The organism is Spirosoma lituiforme (assembly GCF_054776635.1).
This window is the reverse complement of the sequence record NZ_BAAHBO010000050.1, coordinates 1-601: the sequence shown is the minus strand read 5'-3', so window position 1 is coordinate 601 and position 601 is coordinate 1. Positions and strand designations below refer to the sequence as shown.

Below are 601 nucleotides of genomic sequence, written 5' to 3'. Positions count from 1 at the left end.
TCTGTCCAACTTTACCAGTTGACTACGACTGTAGCATTTTCTTTCCTCTGCTCAAAGTGAGAGATATCTGTCCGGCATGATGCGCTGTGTGAAACAGCACATGACTAAATAAGCGCGCTCGGGAAACACTACCAAAGAAAGGCGTCTCGATGAGATCGTGCCAAGTTTCATCAGCGGTCGTCTCGACATAAGCCTGGAACATCGCATAGCTGGCTGCTACCAACGCTTGACTACCGACCAAATCTTGGCCCTGACCCCTATCAAGTTCGCCCATGGTGGTATTATGAGTCTCTACGGGTAGCCCAAAGAATAAGCCAAACAAATTCATCATTTCACCCACATGCCGGTAAATAAACCCGATCGAAGCCGTTTCTTCATTGAGACGAAAATTGAGGTTCTCGTCTGTAATTTGATCGAAAGCAACCGAACAGGTTGTTCGGTTTTGGGCTAACATATCTAAGAGGACCTCTTTCTGCATCGTTCGTATTACGTTAGGGATGACCATCGGGGAAAATATACCCGTCTTTAGGTTGTCAAAAGAGGAAAGTATTAGCTAGCTACTTGGAAAGCTTTGGTCGTATATAAGTGGCATTTTATCAGC

Annotated in this window: 1 protein-coding gene; it reads right to left on the bottom strand. The window is 45.4% G+C overall.

All coding sequences use genetic code 11. The features are described 5' to 3' along the window. Window positions 1–22 precede the first annotated feature (22 nt). Window positions 23–478, bottom strand: coding sequence for a DinB family protein (locus tag ACYU87_RS27625; RefSeq protein WP_461137227.1), 456 nt, complete (start codon window positions 476–478; stop codon window positions 23–25). Between the last annotated feature and the right edge of the window lie 123 nt (window positions 479–601).

Excerpts from the sequence above, each read along its gene's own strand:
- ACYU87_RS27625 (WP_461137227.1), bottom strand. The coding sequence starts at position 478 with ATGCAGAAAGAGGTCCTCTTAGATATGTTAGCCCAAAACCGAACAACC.